Here is a 9,963-nt window from a genome sequence, read left to right as displayed (position 1 = left end):
GTGCAGGTCACCGGGTCGCGCATTCCGCGTGCGCAGGTGGAGGGCCCGGCACCGGTGACGGTGATCACCGCCGAGCAGATCCAGGCCAGCGGCTTCACCAGCGTGCCCGATGTGCTGCGCTCGATGACCCAGAACGGGGGTGAGACCCAGAGCCAGCAGTCCTCCAGCGGCGCCGACTTCTCGCCCGGCGCGCAGCAGGTCGACCTGCGCGGGCTGGGCCCGAACCATACCCTGGTGCTGGTCAACGGCCGCCGCATCGCCGACTTCCCGATGCCGTTCCAGGGCCGCAGCAACTTCACCGACGTCTCCAACATCCCGATCGGGATGATCGAGCGGATCGAAGTGCTGACCGGCAGCGCCTCGGCGATCTACGGTTCGGACGCCATCGCCGGGGTGGTCAACTTCATCCTGAAGAAGCGCGTGGATGGCACGACCGTGGACATGCGCATGGGCACCACCACCGAAGGCGGTGGCGAGTCGTTCGACATCAGCCTGGCCAGCGGTTTCGATGCCGGTCGCTTCAGCGCGGTGTACAGCCTTGAGCTGCAGTCGCAGACGCCGCTGTGGGCCTATCAGCGCAGCCAGCAGGACGCCACCCAGGATGCGCCGACCGAGAGTGCGCGTGCCGCGCGCCGTGCCTACCTGCGCACCGACTACAACGATGATTACCTGGACCCGGGCCAGGCCACCTGCGATGCGCTGGCCGGGCAGAACCGTGGCAGCACCCGGTACGCCGAGCGCGCGCGCTACGGCTTCTACTGCGGCAGCGACACGTCCATCGGCTACGGCACCATCCTGAGCAAGCGCCGTGGCGTCAACGGCTATGCCTCGCTCAACTACGCCTTCGACAACGGGGCCAGTTGGTTTGCCGACGTGCAGATGGGCTACCACGACATCGCACTGATGCGCGATGTGACCCAGTGGGGCCGGATGGCTGCCGACGGCAACGAGGACGGCTACTTCTACAACCAGGCCACCGACCAGGTCGAGTTCTGGCAGCGTCAGTTCTCGCCGGAGGAAATGGGCGGGCTGCGCAACGGCATGATCCGCAGCACCCAGAAGACCTTCAGTGTCACCACCGGCTTCAAGGGCAGCCTGGACGCGAACTGGGATTACGAGGCCTCGCTGAGCCACTCGCAGTACCAGTCTTCGATCCGCTGGCCGCAGATCATCGCCGCCAAGGCCAACACGCTGTTCCTGGGCGAGCAGCTGGGCGAGTACACCGACGAGGATGACAACGTGTTCCCGGTATTCAACGCCGACCCGGCGCGCCTGTACCGGCCGCTGAGTCGCAGCGAATACGATTCGATCGCCGCCAAGACGACCTATACGCCGAAGTCGCGCACCGACACCGCCGCGCTGACCCTGACCAACGGCGCGCTGTTTGAACTCCCGGGCGGCAAGGCCGGTTTCGCCGCCACCGCCGAGTTCGGCAACCAGTCCTACGCGCTCAACCCCGATCCGCTGGCGACCGGGTACTACTACTACAGCTGGAAGGATTCGGACGGACACGGCAGCCGCAATCGCTGGGCCACGGCCGCCGAACYGCGCCTGCCGTTGCACGACACCCTCAACGTGAGCGTGGCCGGTCGCTACGACCAGTACCGCTATTCGGGCAACAGCATCGGCAAGGCGACCTGGAGTGGCGGCATCGAATGGCGCCCGATCGATACCCTGCTGGTGCGCGGCTCCTACGGCACCGCGTTCCGCGCGCCGGACCTGCACTACGTATACGCCGGCCCGGGCAATGACRAGACCAGCAACAACGACTACTACAACTGCCAGCTGGACCAGGCCGAGGACTGCTCGGACTACGAGGAAAACCTGATCCGCACCCGCGAGGGCAACCGCAATCTCGACCCGGAGACCAGCACCTCCTGGAGCGCCGGCCTGGTCTGGTCGCCGGCGATCGGCCTGGACCTGTCGGTGGACTGGTTCGACATCGACATGCGCAACCAGGTGCAGGACATGGACGTGGGCACCATCCTGCGCGATGAAGCGGCATGCCGGTTGGGCAACGCCGAGGCCGATTCGCCGACCTGCGTGGATGCGATCGGCCGGGTCACCCGCACCAGCGACGGCCGCCTCTACGGCGTGCACGTCAACCCGATCAACATCGCGCGCGAAACCACGCGTGGCATCGATGTGGGCCTGCGTTACCGGTTGAGCACCGGGCTGGGCGACTTCATCCTGAGCGGCAACCACACCTGGGTGAAGACGCACGACTTCCAGCAGTTCGAGGGTGATGTGGTCGAAGACCAGTTCGCGGTCAACAGCGGTTTCGACATCCCGCGCACCAAGACCAGCGCCAGCATCACCTGGGAGAAGGACGCCTGGTCGGCCACGGTCTACGGCTCGCGCCTGGGTCGGCTGCCGACCTACGACAGCTACGACCAGAGCGTCGACCCGGACAGCGGCGACAGCCCGTGGATCGGCGCCACCTACCGCTACAACGTGTCGCTGCAGTACCGCTTCGACGACCATTCGCGCCTGTCGCTGACGGTGGTCAACGTGGCCAACAAGATGCCGCCCAAGGACGTGACCTACACGCCCTACCCGTACTACGACGTGTCCTGGTTCGACACCGTCGGCCGTACGGTGAACCTGCAGTACACGCACAAGTTCGGCGGCACCGCGCTGTAAGCGGCGCCCTGCACGGAGCACTGGACGGGCCCGCCACTGTGCGGGCCCGTTCGTTTTCATCCAGCTGAACGGCGCCCGTGACGCGGTCGCGGCACGCCCGGTTTTAGGGATCGGCTGATGTGCGCGGGCGGCCACGCTTCCTAGCATGCGCGCATGCATCGTCTCCTGCCCCGACGTTCCACCCTCGACGCCCCGGTCGTAGCGGCCAACGTGCTGCTGCGCTGGTTGTCGCTGTGCGTGCTGTTCTGCCTGCTGGGCACGGCCGGGTTCTACCTGCTGGCGCAGCTCAGCGAGGACGTGTCGGTACATCGCCGCGACATGAACGCTGCCGCCTACCGGGCGCAGCTGTACTTCGACCATCGCGAAGCCCTGTTGAACTACCTGGTGGACTCGGTGGTGGAATCGCCGCTGCCCGCCGCCGCCCCGGCCCGGCCGGACGACGGCCAGGACAGCGAGGTACAGCGACTGCCGCTGGGGCCGGGCCGCGACGGCCGGCAGCTCAGCCTGCTGCTGTCCGCGCGCGCCGAGCAGACCCTGGCCGACTTCGGCGCGCGCCTGGTGCACGTGAGCAGCGATCCGCAGGCGCCACGCCAGTGGCTGCAGGGTCGGCACACGCCGGCAACACCCCCGCCGGCCGAGCTGACCGCGTCGGTACTGCGTGCGCATGCCGGCCGCGCCGCGCCCGGCACGGGCGTGTACTGGCTGCCGGCGAACCACCCCGGGGCCTCGATCTACCTGTACCGCGCAGCCGAAGAGGGCGCCGATCCGGCGCATTGGCTGGTGCTGGCGCTTGATCCAGCCGCGGTGGCGGACACGGTCTCCGGCAAAGACATCGGTGAGTTCCTGCTGCTCGACCAGCGCGGTCAGCCCGTGCTCTCCAGCCCTTCGGCCGAGCCGCCCACGACATGGCTGCGCGGCCAGCACGCAGATGCCTTCGCCTTCGTCTGGGCGCACGGGATACCCAAGGGGCTGGCTCTGGTGAAGAGCATCGGCCAGGACGGCTGGCGGCTCGTCTACCACCTTCCAGCGGCGCTGCTGCTGCGCGATATGGCCGTACACATCGCGGTGTCGCTGCTGGTATGCCTCGCCGCCATCGCGGCGTTGCGGTTGCTGATCCGACGCATCGACCGCCAGCTMATCCAGCCGGCACACCGCCAGCACCTGCGATTGCTGGAGAGCTTCGATTTCGGCAGCACGGTGATCGAGATGGCGCCGGTGGGCATGTGCGTGCTGCGCTGCCACGACGCCCGGGTGATGCTGGAAAACCAGCTCGCGCGGGACTGGTTGGGCAGTGATACCGGCACCGGCGACTGGACCGGGGCGTGGCGACGCACGGGCGACCTTGCCCAATGCACCGCGCGCAGCCGCCGCCCGGTCGACGTCACCACCGCCGATGGACGCCAGCTGCAGGTGCTGTACGCGGCCACGCGCTACCACGGTGACGACGTGCTGCTGTGCGTGTTCAACGACATCAGCCGGCACCGCCAGATCCAGGCGGCGTTGTCGGCGGCCAAGCAGGTGGCCGACGAGGCCAGCCAGGCCAAGAGCGCGTTCGTGGCTACCATGAGCCATGAGATCCGCACGCCGCTGTACGGCGTGCTGGGCACCCTCGAACTGCTGGGCAACACGACGCTGGATCCGCGCCAGGCCGAGTACCTGAAGACCATCCGGCACTCCTCGTCGGTGCTGCTGCAGTTGATCAGCGACATCCTGGATGTCTCCAAGATCGAATCGGGCCAGCTCACCTTGGCCACCACGGCGTTCTCGCCGCTGGACCTGGCCGAGACCACGCTGCGCGCCTACGCGGCCGCTGCGGCCCGCAAGCAGCTGCAGATGGTGGTCTGTACCGATCCGCGCCTGCCTGCGCAGCTCACCGGCGACGCCGACCGCATCCGCCAGGTGCTGGGCAACCTGCTCAGCAATGCGATCAAGTTCACCGACAGTGGCCGCGTCGTGCTGCGCGTCAAACTGATCGCCTGCGAGGGCGGCACCGCCACCGTCAGCTGGCAGGTCACCGACACCGGGATCGGGATCGCCGCGGCCGAACATGCGCGGCTGTTCGAGCCGTTCCGCCAGGCGGACGGCCCAGGCCGTTCGGACGGCACCGGCCTGGGGCTGTCGATCAGCGACCACCTCGTGCGGCTGATGAACGGCGACATGCGCCTGGTCAGCGAGCCCGGCCTGGGCAGCAGCTTCACCGTGATCCTGCCGCTGGGCGTGGATGCCGATGCATTGGGCGACGCCGGCGCCGATGGCCCGCGCCTGCTGTGCGACCCACCCGTGTACGTGCGCGCGGCCCTGGCCGAACTTGCCGACAGCGCCTGCCAATGGCTGCAGCGCTGGGGTGCCAGCGCGCGCCGTTACAGCACGGACATGCCTGTGCCGACGGAGCCGGGCGCGATCCTGGTCGACAGCGATCCGCGCGATGCGGTGCCGATCGCGTGGACCGGTCCGCGGGTGATCGCAACCGCCGACGCCGGCGACCCGTCCTGCGACGATCCGGCGCGACCGGATCAGCTGACGGTCACTACCCTCAGCATCCGCGCGATCGCCGATGCGGTGTTCCGCCTGCAGCATGGCAACCGGGCACCGGCGGTTTCGACGACGCCGGTCGTGCGTGCCGCGCTCGGCCTGCACGTGCTGATCGCCGAAGACAATCCGATCAATCGCCTGATCCTCAAGGAGCAGCTGGAAACCCTGGGCTGCAGCGTGGTCACCGCCTGCGACGGGMACGAGGCGCTGGCCTGCTGCACCGCCGAGGTGTTCGACGTGGTGCTGACCGACATCAACATGCCCGGCCTTGGCGGCCACGCGCTGGCCCGGCGGCTGCGCCAGCAGGGCCACGCGATGCCGGTGATCGGCGCCACCGCCAATGCCACCCCCGAAGAACGCGAGCGCTGCCTGGCCGGTGGCATGACCGACTACCTGGTGAAACCGATCGACATCGGCACCCTCCGCCATGCCCTGGGCGGACTGACCGCAGGAGCCCCGACGTGAGCAACCACCGTGTACTGATCCTCGAAGACCAGCCGTTCCAGCGCGGCTTCCTGGCCAACATGTTCAATGCCGCGCCCGGCATCGCCACCGACACCTGCGGCGATGCGGCGCATGCGGTGGAGATGTGCAACTGGCGCCGCTACGACCTGGTCGTGACCGACCTGATGATGCCGGGCGTGGATGGCATCCAGTTCATCCAGGCGCTGGCCGCGCAGCAGCACCGACCGATGCTGGCGCTGGTCAGCTCGGCCTCGCAACGGATGATGGCATCGGCACGGTTGATGGCCGAATCGCTGGGGATCACCGTGCTCGGCATCCTGCCCAAGCCGGTGTCCCCGGCCGATGTCGGCGAACTGCTGGCGCAACTTGACCACGCCAGCGCCGAGGCCCCCCCGCCGACCGCACCGGAGGAGGCTCCGATCCTGGCCAGCCGAGAGCGCCTGTGCGAGGCGATCGGCGACAGCCAGATCACCGCGTGGTTCCAGCCGAAGAAGTCGCTGGATTCAGGATTGGTGGTGGCCGCCGAAGCACTGGTGCGCTGGCGCCATCCCGAGCACGGCACGCTGCAGGCCGGTCGCTTCCTGCCGCTGATCGAACAGCATGGGCTGGAACCGGCGCTGCTGCGCCACATCCTCAAGGCCAGCGTGCAGGCCCAGGCGCGCTGGCGCGAACAGGGCTTCCGCATCCCGGTGTCGATCAACCTGCCACCCCACCTGCTCGAGCGCAGCAGCCTGCCCGACGAACTGCTGGAGCTGACCCTCAAGCACGGCGGCATTCCCGCGGATCTGTGCTTCGAACTGATGGAGAGCAGCACCACCCACCATGTCAGCGATTACTACGCCGGGGCCTGCCGGTTGCGCATGAAGGGCTTCGGACTGGCCCAGGATGATTTCGGCCAAGGCCTCAGTTCGGTGCACAATCTGGTCAGCACGCCCTTCACCGAGGTCAAGATCGACCGGGCACTGGTCCGCGGCTGCGCACGCGATCCGGCGCTGCACAGCGCGCTGGCCACGGTCATCGCACTGGGCAGCAAGCTGGGGCTGAACATCGTCGCCGAGGGTGTGGAAACCGATGCCGAGCTGGCCACCCTGCGCAGGCTGGGCTGCAACCAGGTCCAGGGTTTCCTGATTTCGCGCGCGATTCCCGCCGAAACCTTCGGTGCGTTGCTGGACCAGGAAAAGGCCGCACACCGGCACACCGAACTGGGCCACCCGGACACCCTCGCCACGCGCTGAGCTCTCACCGGCCAGCATTCACCATGCCATCCAGCGCGGCCCCGCACCCTTGTGCATCGGTTCACAACGGTTGACGATCGCAGGCACGCGGCATCGCGCGGCACCCAGCGCGTCGTTGCCACCATCACAAGGGGATCCCATGCCCGAGGCCGCACCCATCCGCCAGCTCGCCCGCCGTTCGCTGCGCGTGCATGCGCTGTTGATCGGCGTGATCGTCCTGGCCACGATCCAGGCCGGGTTGGTGCTGTCCACCACCCTTCAGCTGCTGCGGGAAGAACAGGACAAGATCGATTTCCACTTCCGCCGCCTGGATGGCGCACTGCAGGAACAGGAGCGCTTCATGCGGCGCTGGCGCGCCCATGATCACGAGCGCGCAGCGTTGCCCGGCGGTCCACCAGGAACGGTCCGCAGCCAGCCACTGTCGGGCAACGTGGAGCTGGCCAACCCGGCGCGGGCCTACATCCCGTTCTCGGTACTGCATGACCAGGCGCCACCGCCACACACGGCATCGGCGCTGGGCGTGCGATTCTCCGGCTTCTACGGCGCGTTCTGGGCCGAATCGCTGTATCCCTCACCGCGCTGCCTGCTGGTCAGCGGCGAAGGGACGGCCGGATTGCTGGTGCCGCTCACGGTGGACGATATCGACCCGGTGCGGCCGGCCTCGGCACCGATGCAGGCGCTGCTGCGCTACATCCACGCGGTGGCGGCCAGTGTCTCGCTGCAACGCGGCGATGTGCGCTGGTTCGAGCGCGATCCCGGCGATGGCAACAACCGCCTGCTGTCGATCGCACAGGCACCGCGGGACATCGACGCGTGGGGCGATACGGACGCCCGGGCCATGCCGGCGATCGCCTGCCTGCTGGACCTGTCGCGCCTGGACGAGCGTCGTCAGCTGCTGGGCGAGACGATCTACGACCAGCTGTCCATCATCGACCCGAACGGTCGACTGGTGCACGGCCCCCACCTGGAGGGCGGCGGCGCGCAGCGCAGCTTTACCCGTGACGGGGTGATCTACCGCATGCGAACCAACGACGGCTGGCAGGCCGTGTACCAGGTGCGCTGGGCGCGCCTGCTCAGCCATCCCCGCGGGCCGCTGATCGGCAGCGTGATTGCCGCGATGCTGCTGGCGCTGGGCGGCGTGCTGGTGCTGCGCAGCTATCGACGCTCGGTTCTGGTCCCGCTGCGCGAGAACCATGAGCGTCTGCTGGAAAGCGAAGCGTTCAGCCGCACCGTGCTTGACGCAGCCCCCATCGGTCTGTGTCTGCTGCGCCAGCGCGACGGGCAGGTGATCCTGGAGAACGCCCTGGCACGCAACTGGCTGGGAGAGCATCCTGACGCACCTGGCTGGCATGGTGGGTGGCGCGATGATGCGTCGGCCGACGCCAATACCCAGGGCCCTGCCACGCGGCCCTACACCACGCCCGACGGACGCCATCTGCTGGTGACCGTCACCCCCGCGCGCTACCGCGGCGAGCCGGTGATGCTGTGCCTGTTCATCGACCTCACCGCCCAGCACGACGCCGAACTGGTGCTGCAGCAGGCGCGCGTGGCCGCCGACCAGGCCAACCGGGCCAAAAGCCTGTTCCTGGCGACGATGAGCCATGAGATCCGCACGCCGCTGTATGGCGTACTGGGCACACTGGAGCTGCTCGGACTGACCCCACTGGACAGCCGACAGCAGGAGTACGTGGGCACGATCCAACGCTCGTCGTCGACCCTGATGCAGTTGATCAGCGACATCCTCGACGTGTCCAAGGCAGAGGCCGGGCAGCTGGCGCTGGAGCCGGTCGCGTTCTGTCCGGCGGGATTGACCGAAGAGGTATTGCGCTCGTATGCCGGTTCGGCCACGCGCAGGCGGCTGCAGCTGTATGCGTGCATCGACGGCACTGTTCCGGCGCTGGTGATCGGCGATGCCGCGCGCATCCGACAAGTGCTCAACAACCTCATCAGCAACGCGATCAAGTTCACCGATGCCGGCCGTATCGTCGTGCGCCTGCGCGGGGTGGAAGCGGCGGGGGAATTGCCGCGACTGAGCTGGCAGGTGGCCGACACCGGCATCGGTATCCAGCAGGAGCACCAGGCACGACTGTTCGAGCCGTTCTACCAGGCCAACCCGGGCACCGATGCGATGCGCGGCACCGGCCTGGGGCTGGCGATCAGCGCGCATCTGGTGCAGTTGATGGGGGGCGAACTGCGCGTGGTCAGCGACAGCGGGCTGGGCAGCAGTTTCAGCTTTGAACTGCCGCTGGCCGAAAGCCCCGACCTGGCCGAGCAGCGTCCAGCGTTCGGCCAGCGCGTGGCGGTCTACGTGCGCTCGCCATCGCGGGAACTGGCCGACAACCTGTGCGAGCGCCTGCGCCAGCGCGGCGCCGCCGCGCAGGTCTACCACAGCGAATCGGCACAGAACTTCAGCGCACACACCCCCTTGCTGGATGTGCTGCTGGACGAGCCCGATCCGGGCTGGGCCGGGCCGCACGTGGTGGCCAGAACCGACGGCGGTGACCATCCCGAGCGGATCGACGGGCGCTGGGTGGTGTCCATGCACAACCTGGATGCCATGGTGGATGCGCTGCTGATGGCCGCAGGTGGGGATGCGCCACGGCAGGCGCCGACGGCGGCGCCGCAGTTCCGTCGCCTTGGCCTGCACGTGCTGGTCGCCGAGGACAATCCGATCAACCAGATGATCCTGCGCGAACAGCTGGAACAGTTGGGCTGCCACGCCGTGGTGGCCAGCGATGGCGACGAAGCGCTGGGCTACTGGTCACAGCGTCGCTTCGACGCGGTGCTCACCGACGTCAACATGCCGCACATCGATGGGTATGCCCTCACCCGCCGGTTGCGCGCAGACGGCGTGCGTGTACCCATCATCGGTGCCACCGCCAACGCCGCGCCGGAAGAGCGCGAGCGCTGCCGCAGCGCCGGCATGGACAGCTGCCTGGTCAAGCCGATTTCGCTGCAGGCGCTGTACCGCCAGCTCAGTGGGTTGACCAAACCGGTGGCCCCTGCCGGAGTGGACCTTTCACCGACCCGCGATGTGCCAGTCGATACGATCGTGGTCTCCGATCACCTGCGCGACCTGTTCCTGACC

4 protein-coding genes are annotated in these 9,963 nt (G+C 68.2%); all 4 read left to right on the top strand.

All coding sequences use genetic code 11. From position 1 onward, the window contains the following. A partial coding sequence (locus tag ACXJKH_RS09280) for a TonB-dependent receptor plug domain-containing protein (RefSeq protein ID WP_457319210.1) occupies positions 1–2,643 on the top strand: 2,643 nt, incomplete at its 5' end. Positions 2,644–2,796: 153 nt separating this feature from the next. Continuing rightward, on the top strand, positions 2,797–5,640 hold the full coding sequence (locus ACXJKH_RS09275; RefSeq protein ID WP_457319209.1) for a response regulator: 2,844 nt from the start codon (positions 2,797–2,799) through the stop codon (positions 5,638–5,640). After that, the gene (locus tag ACXJKH_RS09270) at positions 5,637–6,875 is read left to right on the top strand and encodes an EAL domain-containing response regulator (RefSeq protein ID WP_457319208.1); all 1,239 of its coding nucleotides are present in this window, start codon (positions 5,637–5,639) and stop codon (positions 6,873–6,875) included. The genes ACXJKH_RS09275 and ACXJKH_RS09270 overlap by 4 nt, the downstream gene beginning before the upstream one ends. Before the next feature lie 139 nt (positions 6,876–7,014). Beyond that, positions 7,015–9,963 (top strand): ATP-binding protein (locus tag ACXJKH_RS09265; RefSeq protein ID WP_457319207.1); only part of this gene is annotated, 2,949 nt, incomplete at its 3' end.

Source organism: Stenotrophomonas sp. P5_B8, from assembly GCF_054049855.1.
The sequence above is the reverse complement of the archived record's forward strand: the minus strand, read 5'-3'. Positions and strand labels throughout refer to the sequence as shown.